At 58.9% G+C, this 17,339-nt stretch carries 22 protein-coding genes; 14 read left to right on the plus strand and 8 right to left on the minus strand.

Translation table 11 applies throughout. The features are described 5' to 3' along the window. The first annotated feature begins 5 nt into the window (after positions 1-5). The 8 genes from GGD50_RS27985 to GGD50_RS28020 are packed head-to-tail and all read left to right on the plus strand — an operon-like array spanning position 6 to position 7,739. Entirely contained in the window at positions 6-707 is a 702-nt protein-coding gene (locus tag GGD50_RS27985; protein WP_183940303.1) for a type IV secretion system protein, read from the plus strand. A 1-nt stretch (position 708) separates the two neighbouring features. Beyond that, the gene (locus GGD50_RS27990) at positions 709-915 is read left to right on the plus strand and encodes a hypothetical protein (protein ID WP_183940305.1); all 207 of its coding nucleotides are present in this window, start codon (positions 709-711) and stop codon (positions 913-915) included. Between the two features lie 12 nt (positions 916-927). Next, positions 928-1,956, plus strand: a complete 1,029-nt coding sequence (locus GGD50_RS27995) for a TrbL/VirB6 family protein (RefSeq protein WP_183940307.1) — start codon at positions 928-930, stop codon at positions 1,954-1,956. Between the two features lie 28 nt (positions 1,957-1,984). Further along, the gene (locus GGD50_RS28000) at positions 1,985-2,677 is read left to right on the plus strand and encodes a VirB8 family type IV secretion system protein (RefSeq protein ID WP_183940310.1); all 693 of its coding nucleotides are present in this window, start codon (positions 1,985-1,987) and stop codon (positions 2,675-2,677) included. A 2-nt stretch (positions 2,678-2,679) separates the two neighbouring features. Continuing rightward, positions 2,680-3,495, plus strand: coding sequence for a P-type conjugative transfer protein VirB9 (gene virB9, locus GGD50_RS28005; protein ID WP_183940437.1), 816 nt, complete (start codon positions 2,680-2,682; stop codon positions 3,493-3,495). Beyond that, positions 3,492-4,736, plus strand: a complete 1,245-nt coding sequence (gene virB10 / locus GGD50_RS28010) for a type IV secretion system protein VirB10 (RefSeq protein WP_183940312.1) — start codon at positions 3,492-3,494, stop codon at positions 4,734-4,736. Before virB9 ends, virB10 begins: the two co-directional genes overlap by 4 nt. Next, a complete protein-coding gene (virB11, locus tag GGD50_RS28015; protein WP_183940314.1) occupies positions 4,696-5,724 on the plus strand; it encodes a P-type DNA transfer ATPase VirB11 in 1,029 nt (342 codons plus the stop codon). The genes virB10 and virB11 overlap by 41 nt, the downstream gene beginning before the upstream one ends. Continuing rightward, a complete protein-coding gene (locus tag GGD50_RS28020) occupies positions 5,721-7,739 on the plus strand; it encodes a type IV secretory system conjugative DNA transfer family protein (RefSeq protein ID WP_183940316.1) in 2,019 nt (672 codons plus the stop codon). The genes virB11 and GGD50_RS28020 overlap by 4 nt, the downstream gene beginning before the upstream one ends. A 45-nt stretch (positions 7,740-7,784) precedes the next feature. Here the strand turns inward: GGD50_RS28020 and GGD50_RS28025 are convergent, their stop codons facing one another. Together GGD50_RS28025 and GGD50_RS28030 are read right to left on the minus strand one after the other, a co-directional pair. Beyond that, a complete protein-coding gene (locus GGD50_RS28025; RefSeq protein WP_183940317.1) occupies positions 7,785-8,099 on the minus strand; it encodes a type II toxin-antitoxin system RelE/ParE family toxin in 315 nt (104 codons plus the stop codon). After that, on the minus strand, positions 8,096-8,365 hold the full coding sequence (locus GGD50_RS28030) for a CopG family ribbon-helix-helix protein (RefSeq protein WP_183940319.1): 270 nt from the start codon (positions 8,363-8,365) through the stop codon (positions 8,096-8,098). The genes GGD50_RS28025 and GGD50_RS28030 overlap by 4 nt, the downstream gene beginning before the upstream one ends. A 192-nt stretch (positions 8,366-8,557) precedes the next feature. Between GGD50_RS28030 and GGD50_RS28035 the strand changes: the two genes are divergently transcribed. Next, the gene (locus tag GGD50_RS28035) at positions 8,558-9,004 is read left to right on the plus strand and encodes a MerR family transcriptional regulator (protein WP_183940321.1); all 447 of its coding nucleotides are present in this window, start codon (positions 8,558-8,560) and stop codon (positions 9,002-9,004) included. Beyond that, the gene (locus GGD50_RS28040) at positions 8,994-9,572 is read left to right on the plus strand and encodes a VapC50 family PIN domain-containing toxin (protein WP_183940323.1); all 579 of its coding nucleotides are present in this window, start codon (positions 8,994-8,996) and stop codon (positions 9,570-9,572) included. The genes GGD50_RS28035 and GGD50_RS28040 overlap by 11 nt, the downstream gene beginning before the upstream one ends. A gap of 42 nt (positions 9,573-9,614) precedes the next feature. On the opposite strand, the gene GGD50_RS28045 is transcribed toward GGD50_RS28040, so the two are convergent. The 4 genes from GGD50_RS28045 to GGD50_RS28060 all read right to left on the minus strand — a co-directional run bounded on the left by GGD50_RS28045 (position 9,615) and on the right by GGD50_RS28060 (position 13,028). After that, the gene (locus tag GGD50_RS28045; RefSeq protein WP_183940325.1) at positions 9,615-9,950 is read right to left on the minus strand and encodes a hypothetical protein; all 336 of its coding nucleotides are present in this window, start codon (positions 9,948-9,950) and stop codon (positions 9,615-9,617) included. An 82-nt stretch (positions 9,951-10,032) separates the two neighbouring features. Beyond that, on the minus strand, positions 10,033-10,221 hold the full coding sequence (locus tag GGD50_RS28050; protein ID WP_183940327.1) for a hypothetical protein: 189 nt from the start codon (positions 10,219-10,221) through the stop codon (positions 10,033-10,035). A gap of 9 nt (positions 10,222-10,230) precedes the next feature. Beyond that, positions 10,231-12,621, minus strand: coding sequence for a conjugal transfer protein TraA (locus tag GGD50_RS28055; RefSeq protein ID WP_183940329.1), 2,391 nt, complete (start codon positions 12,619-12,621; stop codon positions 10,231-10,233). Beyond that, the gene (locus GGD50_RS28060; protein WP_183940331.1) at positions 12,621-13,028 is read right to left on the minus strand and encodes a plasmid mobilization protein; all 408 of its coding nucleotides are present in this window, start codon (positions 13,026-13,028) and stop codon (positions 12,621-12,623) included. Before GGD50_RS28060 ends, GGD50_RS28055 begins: the two co-directional genes overlap by 1 nt. Before the next feature lie 426 nt (positions 13,029-13,454). Between GGD50_RS28060 and GGD50_RS28065 the strand changes: the two genes are divergently transcribed. Together GGD50_RS28065 and GGD50_RS32945 are read left to right on the plus strand one after the other, a co-directional pair. After that, positions 13,455-14,165, plus strand: coding sequence for a ParA family protein (locus tag GGD50_RS28065; protein WP_183940333.1), 711 nt, complete (start codon positions 13,455-13,457; stop codon positions 14,163-14,165). Next, positions 14,162-14,557: a hypothetical protein gene (locus GGD50_RS32945; protein ID WP_246451569.1), complete on the plus strand. Its 396-nt coding sequence runs from the start codon at positions 14,162-14,164 to the stop codon at positions 14,555-14,557. The genes GGD50_RS28065 and GGD50_RS32945 overlap by 4 nt, the downstream gene beginning before the upstream one ends. 293 nt (positions 14,558-14,850) lie before the next feature. Here GGD50_RS32945 and GGD50_RS28075 read toward each other — a convergent pair whose 3' ends face one another. Next, positions 14,851-15,015: a hypothetical protein gene (locus tag GGD50_RS28075; protein ID WP_183940335.1), complete on the minus strand. Its 165-nt coding sequence runs from the start codon at positions 15,013-15,015 to the stop codon at positions 14,851-14,853. A 274-nt stretch (positions 15,016-15,289) separates the two neighbouring features. Between GGD50_RS28075 and GGD50_RS28080 the strand changes: the two genes are divergently transcribed. Next, entirely contained in the window at positions 15,290-16,486 is a 1,197-nt protein-coding gene (locus GGD50_RS28080) for a DUF1173 domain-containing protein (protein WP_183940337.1), read from the plus strand. Positions 16,487-16,492: 6 nt separating this feature from the next. Here the strand turns inward: GGD50_RS28080 and GGD50_RS28085 are convergent, their stop codons facing one another. After that, positions 16,493-16,714, minus strand: coding sequence for a hypothetical protein (locus tag GGD50_RS28085; RefSeq protein ID WP_183940339.1), 222 nt, complete (start codon positions 16,712-16,714; stop codon positions 16,493-16,495). 331 nt (positions 16,715-17,045) lie between these two features. Here GGD50_RS28085 and GGD50_RS33405 point away from each other — a divergent pair, with 331 nt between their 5' ends. Further along, the gene (locus GGD50_RS33405) at positions 17,046-17,150 is read left to right on the plus strand and encodes a hypothetical protein (RefSeq protein ID WP_343070030.1); all 105 of its coding nucleotides are present in this window, start codon (positions 17,046-17,048) and stop codon (positions 17,148-17,150) included. Positions 17,151-17,339 lie beyond the last annotated feature (189 nt).

Raw genomic sequence — 17,339 nt, forward strand, 5'->3', positions numbered from 1 at the left:
GCGAAATGAAATTAAAAGTGCTCACACTCTCCGTGCACCTGGTGTTGCCATCAGCTGCGCTCGCCGACGTGCCCGTCATCGACAAGACGAACTACGAGGTCGCCAAGAAGACGGCTGAGACCACTGACCATATCCTCGATACCAACAAGAATATCCTGTCGACCGTGCAGGATACGTTGAAAGCGGTAACCGGCGACCGCGGCAGTACCGCCGCGCCCTTGAAGGACCTGGCTGTCGGCAATGGCTTCAGCGTCTCGGCCGTGCCTTCCTTCGACAGCATCCTGAAGGAAGGTGTTCCGAATTTCGGGGCGATGAGCGGAGATATCGCCAAGGCGGCAACCACGTTCATCAACGGCCTGCAGTTGGTGAAGTCCTTGTCCGGCAAGGAAAACAGCACGTTTTCCGGCGACAAATCCTACGAGCAATTGGTCAACACCGTGCTTGGCGTCTCGGCCTTGATCAACGGATCGCAGCAGGCCATCGAGACACGTCGAAGCGCCTTCCAGCAGGCCGGCTCTGAGATCGGGTCGGCCCAGGACATCAAAGGCTCGATCGACCAGAACACCCAGCTTCAGGTGCAGTCGGGACTGACGCTGAACGAGATGATCGGCGTCCTGAACGGCGCCGTCATCTCGCTGCAAGCGGAAAACCAGCGCCGGCTCACCGATATCTCCAACACGAAGAAGGCTCTCACCTACGGAAACTGAGATGGCAAAACATCAAGGCCTCGGCGTCGTACTTACCGTCTGCCTCCTCCTGGTGGCCTGTGGGACTGTCAAGGAGAAGACGGCGCCATGCAAGCGGCCGCCCAATCTCACCTCATTTGCGGAGGCCGCAGAGAAAGACTGCGGTCCCTTACGTCCCGTCAACGATCCGGTCGCCGCCTTCGCCGCACTCGGTGTCGCCGATCAGTAATAGGGCTCAGCAATGCAGGACTTCCTCGGCGACCTTCTCAACCGCATCGAAAACTCCGGAACCAACTTCTCGGAGCAGGCCTATACGATCGTCGGCAACGAGCTGATGCCGCTGCTGAAAATCATGTTCGTCGCCTATGTCGCCTGGTACGGCCTGCAACTGGTCATGGGAACAGCGCGTATCGGCGTCGGCGAGATCATCGGTCGCATCGCCCGTATGATGATCGTCCTTGCGCTCGTCAGCTCATGGGGCAATTTCAACAATCTGTTCTATCATTGGATCAACGATACGCCCGAGGATGTCGGCCGCGCCATTCTGGCGGCGTCAGGAACCGGCATCAGCGAACCGACCAACGGCATGTCGCAGATCTGGAAAACCGCAAGTGAGGCGGCGTCCGCCTTCGCGGAGCAGTCCGGCTATTTCTCGATCCTGCCGAGCATGATCGGCATCGTCATCATGGTCGGCGCCGGCGTCTTCATCGCGATCGCACTTGCGATCCTGATCCTTGCTAAAGTCATGCTCTGGGTCCTGATTGGGACCGCGCCGCTATTCATCGCCTGCATGCTGTTTGAACGGACACGTGGCTACGGTGTCGGATGGTTCAACCAGGTTCTCACCTATGCGCTCATCCCGCTGTTCATCTATGTGATTGCCGCCTTCCTTATCGCTGCGATGAACCCCGAGCTGTCGAAGATCGATGCAGCCAGCGGGTCCCGCACTCTCACTCTGGCCGACATTGCCGGGTTCCTGCTGCTGTGTATCGCGGGTGGCTTCGTAATGCTCCACATCCAGTCGCTCGGGCAGGGAATTGCCGGCGGCCTAGCGGCCGGCGTCGGCAATGCGGCAAAACATATAACGCACTTTGCCGGCGTCAGAACGCCACGCGCGGTGGGGCGCGCGGGCATTTCGGCCGGCCAAGGGGCTGCGCGCGCGGGCAGCAATCTTCGCGAGCGGTTCCGCCGAGATGGCGGTGTCGACGATCCCTCCGGCGCCCGCTCGGCGATGCAGGACAAAATCTCCAAAAACGGCACGCCGACATGACCTCAAACCTTCGGGCAGTTGATTGACGATGGCAAATTCCAACAACATCAATTTGACGACCTATTACCAAAGTGGCGACATCTGGGAGCAGGAGGTCGTTAAAAGAGCCAAGCGATCGCGGACCCTTGCCTGGTTTGTCACCACGATTTTTGGCGGCATCACTCTTCTGAGCCTGCTTGCGCTCGTCATGCTCGTGCCGCTGAAGAGCTTCGAGCCCTATATCGTCGAGGTCGACAAGAGCACCGGCTATGTCGAGGTGAAGACCGGCCTGACGCGGCCGGCCAATCTCACCGACCAGCAGGCGATTACCCAGGCCAATATTGTCCGCTACATCCGCGCTCGCGAAGGGTATGACCCTTACGCGATCGAACAGAATTTCGGGATCGCCGCCCTGCTGTCGACCGGCAATGCGGCACGCGAGCTTCAGGAACTCTATAGCGCCGCCAATGCGAAAAATCCCGCCAAGGTCTACGGCAAAACCAAACGCGTGACGACGGAGATCGCCTCGGTCACCTTCCCGAACGGCTCGACAGGTATCGTTCGCTTCTCAACGACGGAACTTTCCGACACGGATTCGATCACCAGCCATTGGATCGCGGTGGTGCGTTATCGCTACACCGACACGCCTGCGACCAACGAATGGCGGTTCGAGAACCCGCTGGGCTTCCAGGTCTACGACTACCGTCGTGATCAGGAAACCGTCTCGGGGAGCGACCCGTGAGCATGCGCCGGTTCCGTTGCTCCTTTATTTTGGCGGTCGCCGTTACCTTTACCACAGGTGCCTTCGCGGCAGAGACGCCGTCAGCCGGACGTCTCGACCCGCGCGTGACGAGCGTCGTCTACCAACCGAACAATGTCGTACGTGTCTTTGCGACCTACGGCATATCGACCATGATCATCTTCGATGAGGACGAGAAGTTCGAAACCATCGCCGTCGGTGACAGCGAAAGCTGGGACGTCGTGCCGACTGACAAGGGCAACATCCTCTTCGTCAAACCGAAGGCGAAGAACGTCTCGACCAACATGAACGTCGTGACGTCGAAGCGCATCTATTATCTCGAGCTCAACGACTATGCACCGGAAGACAACAAGAAGACCTTCGGCATTCGTTTCGTCTATCCGGACAAGGATCTGAACGCCACGCTTCGCAAAGAGGCCGAGGCGCGTGTCGGATATCCGAACATCTCCGGCATCGACAAGGCCAATGTCAACATCGACTACTCGTTTTCGGGAGACGGCAGCCTGAAGCCACTGATGATTTTCGACGACGGCAAAAAGACCTTCTTCAAGTTCGGTCCGAAGGTGCCGGCGATCTTTGCGGTCAATAGCGATTTCAGCGAGACGCTGCGCAACGTCCGCCGCGAGGGCGACTACATCGTCGTTGACGGGACGGAAGCACAATACACGCTGCGCGACGGCAATCGATGGACCTGCATCTTCAATCTCAGGAAGCCGGACTTCGGCCAGCCGGATCCAGCCACCATGGGTCCCGCGCCGGATAACAAGGCAACGGTGCGCAGAAGGAGCGGCAACGGATGAACAGATCGCCTGAACTCGAAGCGATGCTTGCCGGTGATGAAATCGAGGTGCGCGACCGCCGCGGCAAGCGCAATCAATTGCTTGGAGGCGCCGCCTTGTTGCTCGGTGGGGCGGTCCTCGCATACCTCACCGTCTTCGTGCCACAGAAGCAGCACCAGGATGCACTGCACGGCGACGAGGAGTTCTCGACCACGACGTTTCGACCGCCCTCCTTCCTGCGCGATGAGCAAAAGCCCGAGCAGAAGCCGGCCGACAACATTATCCAGCTTCCCGAGCCGCCTGAGGAGAAGAGGCAAGAACCAACCGATACGATCGAGTTCGACGTGCCGCCGCCTCCAGTGGCGGTCCAGACGGCGGAAGAAAAACAACAACCGGTCGAGGCGTTCCCCAAGCGATATCTTTCGAAGCAGATCATCGTCGATTCCGCCAAAGCGGATCCCGGAAGCGGGGCGCTGTCAGGAAACGGTTCGGAAGGTGGTCCAACCGTTGCCGGCGAGGATCGAAGCAGCAAATTTCTCGCGAGCGCCTCCGCGATCGGTGACCGGTCGGCCAAGGCGCGGCAGATCAGCCGCATCGACGCGATGATCCCGGAAGGCACTCTCATTCCCGGAATCCTGGAGACAGCAATCAACAGCGACCTGCCCGGCCAGGTTCGTGCCATTACGTCGCAAGACGTCTATTCATTTGACGGTCGCCGGATTCTCATCCCGACGGGAACGCGGCTGATTGGCGAATATCAGTCTGATATCACCCGCGGGCAGAAACGAATTTTTGTCATCTGGACACGACTGTTGCGCGACGACGGCGTTTCGGTCCGGCTGAACAGCATTGGAACCGACAGCCTCGGTCGGTCCGGTCTGACCGGCACCATCGACAACAAATGGCGCGAACGGTTTGGCTCGGCGGTCCTGCTGTCCATCGTGGGCGCCGGCTCTTCCTACCTTACTGGCTATGGCAGCAATCAGTACGGCACCACTGGCAACGGTGAATCCGATTCCGCCCGCGCGGCGGAACTTGCGCGCGAGACCATCGCCCAGACCTTCTCCGATATGGCCAACCAGGCACTCGGAGAAAATCTGCGCATTCCTCCGACAATCAGTGTCCATCAGGGCGAACGCATCTTCGTCTATGTTCGCCAGGACCTCGATTTCTCCGCCATGTACCCGGATCCGGTTGAAGAAGCACTGAAGGAGATCAAGCATGAGCGAGGCCTCGATGCGGGTCGTTCCCACAGGCAATGATCCGCATTACTTCCTGAAGCGCGCGCTGTCGCCTCTGACGCGGTTTCTGGCAGATCCAACTGTTGTGGAGATTTCCGTCAACAGGCCGGGTGAAGTCTTTGTCGAACGGCTGGGTGCCGGCCATATGGAATTTCATTCGATCCCTGAGCTGACCTCCGCTGAGATTGAGCACATCGGCGAACGTGTCGCGGCCGCCAGCAACCAGTTCATCAGTCGCACAAACCCGCTCCTGAGTGCCGCTCTTCCCTCCGGGGAACGTATACAGATCATCCTTCCACCGGCAGCAGCCGACGGCGGCTCCCTATCAATCCGCAAGCAGGTCATCAGCGATTTTACGCTGGCCCAGTATCGCGATACCGGCGGCCTCGACAAAGTGTCGGTGACCCTCGGCGGTCTAAACGCAATGGACCAGAGGCTGATTGCGCTTCTCGAAGCAGGCCACGTCCACGACTTCATCGAGATGGCTATCCGCGAAAGGGTGTCGATGCTCATCAGTGGCGGAACGTCGACCGGCAAGACCACCTTCCTCAATGCCTGCCTGAAGAGCATTGATGATCACGAGCGTATCCTGACACTGGAGGATACGCGCGAGCTCTTTCCTCCACATCGCAACAGCCTCCATCTCCTGGCCTCGCGCGGCGATCAGGGCACCGCCCATGTCACAATCCAGTCACTGCTTGAGGCGTCACTGCGCATGCGGCCGGACCGGCTCTTCGTCGGCGAGATCCGCGGCGGAGAAGCCTTTGCTTTTCTACGCGCCATCAACACCGGTCATCCCGGCAGCATGTCGACCGTGCATGCCGACACGCCGATGGGAGCCTACGAGCAACTCGCCATGATGATGATGCAGGCCGGCATGTCGTCCGGCTATTCCAAGCAGGATCTCATGTCTTACATTCGCATGGTCATCCCCATCGTCATCCAGCTACGGCGCTATGGTGGTCGCCGCGGCGTCTCTGAGATCTACTACGCCCGGCGCGCACCATGAGCAGGTCATATCTGACGTTCTATTTCATGTTTTGCGCACTGATTGCCCTCGCTGTCTGGATGCTGAGCTACAGCCTGATCTTACTGCTCGTCTGGAAAGACGGTCGCATCCTGCATCTAATGAGCACGAGTAATCCGCTTGCACCAATCCAGCAATTCCTTGCCTATTCCCATAACCGACCATTGCAGTTCGTAGCACTGGCAGCCCTAGTCCCTAGCGTCCTCGTTTCCGCCGGCACCGCCGCGTTCGGATTGCGGCAAGCGGCGAGCCCCTTGGGCGATGCAGCGTTTCAGGATGCGGGCTCCCTTCGTCGCGGCGGCTGGTTTCGCAAAGAGGGGCTGGTCTTTGGGCGGATCGGCCGCAGCATCCTCCGCCGAAAGGACGATCGCCATCATCTGGTCATCGGCCCGACCCGATCCGGCAAAGGCGTGGGTTATGTCATTCCGAATGCCCTGATGTTTCCAGGCTCGATGATTGTCACCGACCTCAAGGGCGAGATTTTTGAACTGACAGCCGGTTATCGGAAAGCAAAGGGACACCAGGTCTTCCTGTTTTCCCCGGGATCCCAGAAGACACATCGCTGGAATCCGCTCGACTTCGTACGCACCGACCGCGGCAGCCGCACCATCGACGTTCAGAACATCGCGGCAATCCTGATCCCGGAAACAGTCGGTTCCGAGAACGCCGTCTGGCAGGGCACGGCGCAGCAGGTCATCGCCGGGGTGATCAGCTATGTCCTGGAGAGCCAGCATTACAGGAACCGCCGCAATCTCGGCGAGGTGAACAGCTTCTTCAATGCCGGCATCGACCTGCAGATCCTCATGAAGTTGATCAGGGAGAACGAGCCTGATCTGTCGAAGTTCACGATGGACAGCTTTAACGCCTACATCTCCCTGAACGAACGTGCGGCCCGCTCCGCCCTGCTCGACATCCAGAAAGCATTGGCACCATTCCGGAATGAACGTGTGACCGCCGCGACGGCCATAACCGACATGGATCTTGCCTCGTTGCAGCGGCGGCCGGTGACGATCTACCTGGCCCCGAACATCACCGACATGACCATTCTCCGGCCGCTGCTGACGCTTTTCGTACAGCAGGTAATGGATCTGCTAACGCGCGAGCATAAACCGGCTGCCTTGCCCGTCTATTTCCTACTCGACGAATTCCGTCAGTTGAAAAAGATGGACGAGATCCTCAATAAGCTGCCCTATGTCGCCGGCTACAACATCAAGATGGCCTTCATCATCCAGGACCTGAAGAGTCTTGACGAGATTTACGGCGAGACTGCCCGCCATTCGCTGCTTGGAAATTGCGGCCTGCAGCTCATCCTCGGCGCCAATGATCAGGCCACCGCCGAATATGCTTCTCGCGCCCTTGGCAAGAGAACGATCCATTATCAATCCGAATCCCGCACGTTCGAACTGGTCGGCCTCCCCCGCCGTACCAAGGTGGAGCAAATCCGCGAACGTGACCTAATGATGCCGCAGGAGGTCAGGCAAATGCCTGAGGACAGGATGATCCTGCTCATCGAGGGACAGCGGCCGATCTTCGGCAACAAGCTGAGGTACTTCGCCACGGAGCCTTTCAAGAGCGCCGCCGCAATCGCCAGTTCGCGTCGAGAGGAGGTTCACGACGTCGAATTTCTTCAAGGCATGACTGTTCCTCCGGCCATGCGAGGCTACGGCGCAACGCCGGCCGCCGATAGCGAGAGCGGCGGAACGGAGAACGCGAGGGAGAAGGCAGACGCGCAAATGACCGCCGCAAAGGCGCCGGAGAAGATGGCTCGGATGATTGGTCGAAAATCCGTTGCCGAGCCACACCGGAAGCGAGCAAAGTCAATTCCATCAAGCAAGGATACTCCTGAAACACGCCTCACTGCCTCAGCCAAACGGTTGAAGTCGGCCGTCAGTTCGGCACTTGCCGGCTCGCCGAACATGCCAGCACGACAACGACGAAGTATTTTCGAGATTTTGGCGCAAACTATTCCAGATCCGGAAGAAATCGGATTGGACTGAGCGCTTTCTGTCGTCAGTTCACGGCACCCGCGACCTCAAAGCGTTTTACGGCTGCTGTGGCCATTCTTCCGCCGGCCATTCTCGTAACGCGTGAATGACACGCACGACCACCACGCTTTCCCGGCCTGCGATCGGCCGCAACCCGTAAGCGACAATATAGGGCAAGCGGGAGATGGACTTCTCATAGGTGCCTGTCACCCGGCCAGGTCGTCCGGTCGCCATGTCCTCAAGGGCATTACCCGCGTCTCTAATTCGATCCGCGACCCGTCTTGCAGCCGCCGGGTTATTTTTGGCAATCAACGCGACTTGTTCCTTGAGATCGTCCAGCGCTTCGCGGGACCAAGCAACCGGTCGTCTCACGCTTTGCCTGCGCGCTTGGGTTCCGCTGCGTCGATTACGGCATAGATTTCGCCCATAGCATCGTCATGAGGGACAACACGCCCCGCCGCCGCATCGGCCATGCCGCGCTTGATACCCTCGATGATTTCAAGCTCACGCTCGACATAGGCCGCGACGGCCTCGCCAGCGAGAAAAGACTTGCTGCGCTGCGTGTCGGCCGCGATCCGGTCCAGCTTCTCTTTTACATCGGGCCTAATCCGGATGGTCATAGTGGTGCTGGCGGTCATGAAACAAGCTCCGTGTTCGGTTGTGTACACGTTAGCACACTAGGGTGCCTAGCGCCGCTACGACGAAGACTTTGGGTATGCCAATAGTCCGCAACGCAGTCTTTAAACCCCTCCTGGACGCAACTGGAAAGGATTTCAGTTATTGCAGTTAAGAATTGCATGCCCTATATAGATGGGCAAGGAGTAACCGCCATGACCAGCCATGTTCTTCAGTTTACCAAACTGCCGGATCTCGACCGCAAGGCCGTTGCGCCTATGCCGAAGCTGGCAGAAGGCGACCATGTCGAATTGCGGATTCACCGCGATGGGGGGCAGCTTCAGACCCTTTGTCTCCCGGCCTCTGCTGTCGCACCTGTCGAAGCGCTCCTCGACCATTTGCGGCGCGGCGAGCGCGTCGCCCTGCTCACCGAAGATCAGGAATTAAGCCCGTCCGACGCTTCGACGATTCTCGGCATCTCACGCCCCCTCGTTGTGGTGCGCATGGATCGCGGCGATTTGCCGTTCCGCTATGTTGGCAAGCACCGCCGAGCCAAGCTGAGAGATGTTCTTGAGCTCAAAGCCAAGCTCGACGCACACCAAAAAGCTCTCGATGCACTGGCCGAAGACACAGAGGATCTGATCGTTAATCATGGCCTCTAAGCCGCCCGTCGCGGTCTATGATGCCTGCATCCTCTATCCCTTCCATCTGCGAAATGTCCTGGTCCAGTGTGCCTTCGACGGTCTAATCGAAGCGCACTGGACAGACGACATTCATGCCGAATGGATACGCAACCTGGCCGCCAACTCACCCGAAACGCCCGTCTCACGTCTTGAAGCGACCCGCGATCGGATGAAGGACGTTTTGCCCGACGCCGATGTCGCCAACTATCGGGCTCTTATCCCCAACCTCTCCCTACCCGATCCCGATGACCGGCATGTCTTGGCCGCTGCCGTCGCGGCAAAAGCATCCGTGATCGTCACGTGGAATCTTAAAGATTTTCCGGCTGCGGACCTTCGGCCCTATGGCGTAACCTGCACGTCACCCGACGACTTCCTCGCGGGTCTCTATTCCACTTTCTCGAGCGCGTTGATCGACAGCGTCAAGAGCGCTCGGCAAAATCTGCGCAAGACGACACCATCGGCTGAAGAATTCATCGACGCACTGGATCATCAAGGGCTGAAGAAGTTTTCTGCCATCCTGCGCCAGAAGGCCACGCACTTGGACTAACGAGCGTCGGTCCTGAGCTATTTCCATGTTGGAGGAACCGGCTCAAGCACGCAATGCCCGCAATTCGTAAGACGGCACCCGCCGGCGCGAGCCGCCGTCATCTCGGTAAGCGGCAACCCTGCTCAGTAGAGGCGGGATAAAATCCACCTCCTCGAAGGTCACGGGGACGGTGTAAAGGACGGCGGCGTTTTCGTTCGCCCATTTCACCTCGCGCCTGGTGATGGATGGTGGAGCAGCGCTGAGCAGGGCAGCCAGCGCAGAGAGCGCCAACGTTAGAGCTAGCAAGGCAAATTCAACTGTTATGACGAACGGCGGAAGCGGTCCCATCCAGGCACCGAGGATCGCTCCGGCCAGAAAGACCACAGCCGGAGCAGCCATCGACCAAATTGTCATTGGTGAGCGAAGCACAGAATTCAACATCGCGACAACTATCCTTATAGCAGATTTGGTAGAGAATTGATCAAAATGGCGACTGCGCAAGCAGCCAATCCCACCAAGACAAGCCCCAAGGCCAGGCGACGGTCAGGGCATGATCGACAATGCCTATTATCATGACCACCCAGAACACAATGCCAAACACCTTTGCCAATCCCTCTTCAGCCTTCTGGTCGGTCTCGGGATTGATGATGATCCGTCTCTCGTCCCGCATGCTTATCTCCTATCGCTCATGGTCGTCCTGATCGCGTTCCCGCCGTTCGTCGGCCTCGCGCTGCAACTGCTCGAGTCTCGGAATATGCTGCTGAGCGGGATCCATCCCTGTGGTATCTCCCGCATTGCGGTCCACTGTTGCCTCAGCCCGCCGCTGAGGGAAGGCGTTAGCTGAGTGCTCTTGGGGCTGGTCTCGGTGACTGCGATCCGGCGCCTCTTCGCGATCTGAACGATCGTCATTGTCGGCGCGAACCTGAACTTCTGCTGCAGCGCTATCAGGGCCTCTACCCTTTTCGCTGCGTTGCTGGCGCGCCCGCTCGGCGCTCTCGATCGCGGTTCGCAATTCTTCGTCGACTTCGGCGATTTCACGGATCAGACGATTGCCGGAAGCGCCAAGCTCACCAGCTCGCGCCAGTGCTACATCGAGACTGGCCTGCAGAGTTTCCCTGTCGCTTTTGAATTCGCCGGCGTCGGCAAGATCGATCGCTTCACGAAAATGCTCCACTTCGAGCAAGATCTCGTTTGCCATTTCGACAGTCCGGAGGCCATGGCGCGCCACCGCATCGTCCCAAAGCTGGTTCACTTCATCGCCGGTTGGAATTTGATCTGCGCCGACCCGCTCGGATCTCGCCTCGCTCTGCTCGGCCTGTTTCATCAGTTCGCGGCGGATATCGACATGTTCGCGGGCAGCTACGGCGATTTCCTCGTAACTGGCCTTCTGCTCCGGAGGCATTACGCGTTCTGCCTGAAACAAAGCCGCTTCCACGCGCTTCTCATAGGCCTCGAATTCGGACCGGCTCATATGGCGCATCTGCTCATCCTCCGAAACGATATTCGACAATGTAACCAGATACGTTTCAAATTGCGAGAGCGATTTTTCCGCTTCGCTCGCGGCAATCACGTCTGGTGAATCCTCGATTCGCGCCAATTCCAGGCGCAAAACCTGATCTTTTGCGAAGTTCGCCGAGCGCTCATCGCTATCCTGCGAGGCCAACACCTCCCATTCACGCTTAGCAAGATCAGTATAGTTCCGGCTTATCCCCGTTCGCGCAAACCTACGGTGATCCGAGCGCTTCGCGTCATACCGGCGCTGAGCTGACTGGCTGGTGCCCTCATGCTCCGTGCGCCCAAGCCGGCTTGTCGGACGCACCTGGTTCCTTCCATAAGCTGCGGGACTGGCGCGGTCACGCCGGTCCGTCATTTCCATGTTGATACCGTGGGCGCGCGCCTTCTCGGCCATCGTTACTCGCCAATGACGAAATGTCCGGATCGTCGTCTCGATCCGGTCTCCCATGTCTGACCGCATCGCGATGATGGCATGCACGTGGACATGCGGCCGCTTGCCGCCAGCCTCCTCCGCTTTTGGATCCCAGGACGGATCATGCAGAGAAAAGACGTAGCGAAAACCGACAAATTCCTCCGCCAGGAAATCCCGGGCGGCGGCATGGAAGGCCTCGCTATCCGTGCCTGCCCGCGCAGACAGGACAAGATGCATGACATCGCGCGGCTTGCGGCTATGCAACTGTTCTCGCCACTCCTGCTGCACAAGGTCTCCGGCTTGCTTTTCGTCGGAGATTGCCCTGCCCGTTTCATCGTAAACCGCGCCACCGTGCCGTTCGACGAGACCACGCAGCCGGCTCGTCCCGTAGTCTGTCCCATTGCCGTAGCCGGTAAATCGGAACGTTGCCGTCTCACCACGCTCGGCGCCGCCATCAAACCGATCCTGAACGATCTCCGACGCCTTCTTGTCGGCTGTGAGCCGCTCACCATTGCTGTCCCGCAACACCGCGACGCCTTCGATCGTGCGACCGGTCCCTTCACGCCTTGGTCCGATTGCATACGCAAAACTCCGATCCCCAAGACCGCGCTTCAATAATGCCAATGACTGCTCGTAAACATCGCCCCCTTCACCGAATGTCCCGTTCACTTCCACCGTGAAGGTGGCGATGTCGCGGCTCTCGGCCCGGTTCTTCATCAGGTGGCCCCATTCGCCCCTGACACCAGAGAGTTCATCGCGACCGCGAAGTTGCTCGCCGCGCTCGTTTTCGACGACCACTCCTCCATTGCGCGACACATAGGTGATCATTGCGCCGAGCCGGCCGCCACCGCCAAACGATGCCATCTTGACTACTGCCGGTTGGCTGCCCGACGCGAGCGCGGCAAAGCGACTTCGCATGGAAGGCTCGCCGTCGCGTTCAGTTGCGCGCGCCAGCGTTCCTGTGCGTCGATCGGAATTGCCTGGAAAGCCGCGCACCGGCGATAGTGCATTCGCGCCACCGCCGCGGCGGCGCCAGCGCTCCTCTTCGGCGTCGGCCTTTCCGCGTCCAAGCGACCGCTCGTGCAACAACGCCGCCCGTCGGCTCTCCCATTCCTTCTCAAAGGCGCCGAGAAAGAACTCCATCATGCCGCTCCGCGCCGACGAGCCGCACGGACGCTGTAACAGTGCAATTCCATGGCGACCGCTACGACGATTTGCTGGATGTCGATCAAAGCAGAGGACACCCCATCCGCGTCGATCTGCCCTGCCCTGTTGGCCGTGCGCGTAAGCTGATTTAGGTTCACGCCGATGGCACGCATCTGCGAAGCAAGAATATCGAGAATGGTCCTGTCGTCCTCCGTCAGGAACGGCTGAATGCCCGCTCCTTCCAGCGCCAGCGAGCGCATGAAGCCAGAAACCGTCATGTCGGCCGCGGCGGCCGCATGTTCGACGGCAGCGTGTTCCGAGACAGCGAGCCGGACATGAATGACGCGCTCCTTGCGCGCCTCCGCCGGCCCCAAGCTTTGCGACCTTCCATCGGTCACTGCCATCGCATCCTCCGTCAGAAGACCCGCCGCAGGCGCCATCGACGGCGTGTCCGTCGATCGTCAGCAAATTTGTATCACAAATTTGCGTATCCTGCCAAACCAAAACTATACTCATCACGTTACAAACACAAGCCAACATCCTCCGAAATCGAACCTTCGAGAAATCGCCCATCAAGCGTGAATAGTTACCGCACGACCGTTGAGGCGTGGATCGCAAGCGTTTCGATTATTTCTACAACATTTCAATGGTGATATGCAGTGCAACAACACTGCTCGCCCCCTCGCCACACCTATGGACTGGACCTCCATTTTATGGGCGATCGCCTATAGAATGTTTCCGATTACCAACATTTCGGGTTGACAGACGCTAAACCATTTACGTTATATTCCATCTTTGTCGACGGTTCTGGCAGCAGGAGGTTCTGGAGCATGGGTCGAATTTATGCGGCAGTGAGCAACAAGGGCGGCGCCGGCAAAACGACGCTCGTAACCTTGATGGCTGGCGAGTACGCCTTGCGTGGCGAGCGCGTGCTTTTGATCGACGCCGACAGCCGCCAGAACCTTTCGGGATGGTGGCGCCTCTGCCAAAACAAGACGAACATCCCCGCGAATATCGAAGTGACCACGGCCTCTGCGTCGCGGACCCTTCAATCGGCCGTCGAGCGGTTCGCCGGCGCGTTCGACCTTATCATCATCGATGCGCCGGGCGTAGACAGCGCGTTGCAGACCGGCATCATTCGCGCAGCCGAGCTCGTCATCTCCCCGATCCAGCCTGCAATCAAGGAGATCGAAGCTGCCGGCCAGGCCGTGGCAATGGTCAGCCAGATCAACGACCAGTTCGGATCGAGAATTCAGCATCTCAGTGTTCGCACCCGCGTGACGATACCCGGCCGCAATCTGGAGGCCTACCGCTATATCAGGCCCTTCGTCGCCGGCCTGCGGGAAGCGGACTATCGGACCGCGCTTCTCGAAACCGAACTCTTCGAGCGCAATGTCTATCGCGAGATCCAGAATGGTCTCGGAACCCTGCAGATGCAGGAATTGACCGACAGGGTTCGCAAGGCGCGCTCGGAGGTGCAGGCCCTCGTTTCCGAGATCGAGGAAAAGCGGTCCGCGCATGATCGGGGGATTGCTGCATGAGCAAGGCGGGCTTGGGGCTCGGCGACTTCATCATCGCGCCGCGGACAGAGCAGAGGGAGCGCAGCCGGCAGGAGCCGATGGAGCGGAAACCGACGACCTCGCCGGCGACGATACCTGCGGCAGAGAGGGGCGAAACAAAAATCCTGCCAGGGCTTTCGGGGCAAGCTCGCCGTGAGAAGGCGACGTCGCGCGCGATCGTGCGGGAAGATGCCCGCCTCGCACTGAAGAACCTCAAGCGGACGAAAGAGCGCGAAGCCAAATTCTACGTCAACGTCGCCTTGGATTACGACACCAAGGCACGACTGAAAAAGGCCGCCCACGAGAACGACGTCAATATGACGGTCATCATGCAGACAGCGATCGATACCTATTTGAAGGACAACGGCTATTAACAACCGCAAAGACATCTTTTTAGCACGCCAACTGACATTCCACGAAGGGGAAAAGAACCGATGGAAATGCTGGTTCTCTTCGCTTTGATTTTAGTTTGCGCCATCGTCATTCTGCTTTTCAAGAGCTCCGATTGGATTGACGCTCACGCGGAAGAAGCCACGCAAAGAGCTCGGAAATTGAAGCCGGGGAATGACAGGATGGAGACAGCAATCGCGGCTGGAAACGACAGGAGGCGAGATGCAGCCGCTTCATCCAAATAAGCGCTACGGCTGGCGCCAGCGCGATTGCCGCCTCAGAAGGGCGGTTCGGCGCTGATGCGGCCGTCGAGCTCGGCTGAGATCACCTCGCGCTCGGCGATCGCCAGCTCGAGTTCGGCTTCGATCTGGCGGCGTTCTTCCAGCGTCGCGGCAGCCCGGGCTTCGGCGCGCAGTTCTTCGATGTGTTGTTCGTTGGTCATCGTCGTCTCCTTGAGAAATGTGAGAGATGACGGCGGCACGCAGGGCGGGAAAAGTCAGGTCAAGGCTCGTGGAACACGACCGGCGGAGCCGGCGCGCGGAGGAACCGATTTTGTCGGAGCGGAGTGAAACGGAGCGCAGAGAAAATTGGAGGGGCCGCGCGGCCTTGAGTTGGCTTTGCCCGTCCGGCACAATCGGCCGGTCTGAGCAGACATGTTTTCCTCTCTTGTGGCACCCCATTTCAAGCGCGCCGCTTGCTCGACGGTGGCCGGAGCGATGAGACGGTTTCTAATCAATGGGGAAGCCAGCGCTGATGACACCGATGATTTCCATCGCAGGCTGACGCAGGCCTATCGCGACAAGGCCCGCCCCCTCTGCCTTTGCAAGGGCGTGGGCGTGCCGATGTACGTCGCCAAAATCGGCGACCAGCTGGTGATCAAGAGAATGCCGCTCACCGGCGTGGACCACGACACCACGTGTCCGTCCTACGAGCCTCCCTATGATCTGTCGGGTCTCGGCCCACTGATGGGAGGCGCAATCAAACTCGACACGGCGGCTGGAACGGCAGCGCTCAAACTCGATTTCTCGTTGTCGAAGCGCGGCTCATCCGGTGGTGGTGCTCGGGATTCCGAGCCCGCCGACAGCGTCAAGAACGCCAGCAAGAAACTCTCCTTGCGCGGCCTGCTGCATTTCCTCTGGCACGAAAGCGGCCTGACGGAATGGACGGCGCATTGGGCAGGCAAGCGGCATTGGTGGCAGGTCTATCATCATCTTCAGGAGGCGGCCCGGACGATGTCGGTGCGGCAGCAAAGCCTCGCCGAGCGCCTCTTTGTTCCCGAGCCGTTCCGGGCCGAGGAGAAGGCAGCCATCGAGCAACGAAGGACACAGGCGTTTTCGCTTTTGTTTCAAACCTCTCCCGGTCCAAAAGCGTTGATGCTTCTGCTGGGAGAGGTAAAAGAGTTTTCGTCGGCGAGGAATGGTCAGCTCGTGGTCATCAAACACATGCCGGGATTTCGTCTCTATCTTGAGGAAACGGCATGGCGGCGTTTGCAGCGCCGCTTCGATACTGAACTGACGCTCTGGGGGAGCAACGAGACCTCCCATCTCATTGCCATCGCGACAATGGGTGGGAATCCTTCCGGCGTCGTCACGGTCAACGAGATCGCGCTGATGGTGGTTACGGAACAATGGCTGCCAATCGAAAATACCCACGAGGAGCGGCTGCTGGATCGATTGACGCGGATGCGTGAGAAAATGGTGAAGGGTTTGCGCTTCGAGCTTTCACGGACGCAGCCTTTTGCGAACGTGATCCTGCCGGAACATCGGCCATTGACACTTGCACTCTATATCGTGCCGCAGGGCGCCGATGAGAGTTTCGAGACTGCCTTGCGGGAGATGATCGACGCGCGCCAGGACATGTCTGCCTGGGTTTGGCGCGCCGGTAAAGAAGAGATGCCGCCCTTGACCTTTTAGATCGACCTATGCTGCAGGCACGCCTTCAAGCAAACCATCGTAGACTTCCAGCAGCACGCTGGTAATCGCTTGTCCGAGAGCGTTGCCCGCCGAGCGTAGATCCTCTTCACTGCCGTCGCGGGCGGCCTTCGCGAGATCGAAGCCTTGTTCGCTGACGATCTGCTTCGCCGCTTCGATAGCCCAAAGCGCAAAGTCGCCTCGGCTATCGATTTCCATTGTTTCTAGCATTGCCCATTCCATTTTATTGCTGGCGCTGAGTTCTAGTTGCTTTCTCCGCCGATGATAAGCGCGATGCCCCCGATATCACCAATCCACACAGCATTCACCACCGACGTGAATCGGTGAATGCGGATTGTTTCAAAACTGTCGTTGGACGGCGCCTTGCATGGAGAAGACGATCCATTCCATGTCCACACGGAGAAAAAGGTGAGCTTCACCTTCGCCGGATCGATGCCGCTCAGAACATACGGCGCTTCTACACGCTGGCGATCCAGCCGACCTTAACGGGGTCTCGCTCGTACGCCACTGGGGCCGGTTCGGCAGCGATGGGCAGGAGAAGATCGAGACCTATGATGAACCTCAAGCGGCAGAAGCCGCATATGAGCGGCTGGAGCGCGTTCAGCGTCGGCGTCGCTACAAGGATCAGGTCGGCGCAAACAGCTGAGTGGCCGATCTACGCTGCCCGATGCGTTCCGAGGAGAACTGTGGGCCTTTGGGCTTTCGACTTCGCCAAGCGCGTCTTGGCCACGACAAGCTGTGGAAATTTGGGTTTTAGGCCGCAATCTCGATCTTCAAGCGATGACAAGAGGAAGACCGTCTGTCACGGATTCCCTATCATTCACGATGCGGAGAC

This window comes from Martinezella paranaensis, assembly GCF_014200235.1.
Taxonomy (GTDB): domain Bacteria; phylum Pseudomonadota; class Alphaproteobacteria; order Rhizobiales; family Rhizobiaceae; genus Rhizobium; species Rhizobium paranaense.